Source organism: Polaromonas sp. P4_H1 (genome assembly GCF_056400945.1).
This window is the reverse complement of the sequence record NZ_JBFUKG010000137.1, coordinates 1-538: the sequence shown is the minus strand read 5'-3', so window position 1 is coordinate 538 and position 538 is coordinate 1. Positions and strand designations below refer to the sequence as shown.

Here is a 538-nt window from a genome sequence, read left to right as displayed (position 1 = left end):
GTCCCACTGATCTAAGCAACGGCAGCCCGGAGCTGGCGTTGTTCACTGACAACGGCGCCGCCTATAGCGGTGGCATCAGCAAGAACGGTTCGCAGATGACCGGTCTCGCCGGCCGGCTGACGATCAACAATGCGATCGTCGCCGACCCCTCCAAGCTGGTGGTTTATAGCGGATCGACGGCAGCAGGCGACACGACGCGGTCGGCCCTCCTGCTCAATCAGTTGAACAATGCCAGTTTCACTTATTCGCCGGCGACGGGACCGGGCAGTGATACGGCACCGTTCAAGGGGACGCTGTCGAGCTATATGCGCCAGTTCGTCGGGCAACAGGGCGCTGCGGCGGATTCCGCCAAGCAACTCGCGGATGGCCAGAACGTCGTTCTCAATACACTCGACAAGAAGATGGCAGACGCGTCCGGCGTGAATATGGATGATGAGATGGCGCATCTGCTGTCGTTGCAGAACGCCTATTCGGCCAATGCGCGCGTGATGTCTACGGTCAACGAATTGTACAAAACCCTGATGCAGGCATTCTGAGG

General features: G+C 59.3%; 1 protein-coding gene. It reads left to right on the top strand.

The window, feature by feature from the left end; translation table 11 throughout:
* On the top strand, nt 1–536 hold a 536-nt coding region (locus AC1DS5_RS25530; RefSeq protein ID WP_477721036.1), incomplete at its 5' end, for a flagellar basal body rod C-terminal domain-containing protein.
* Nucleotides 537–538: the final 2 nt, after the last annotated feature.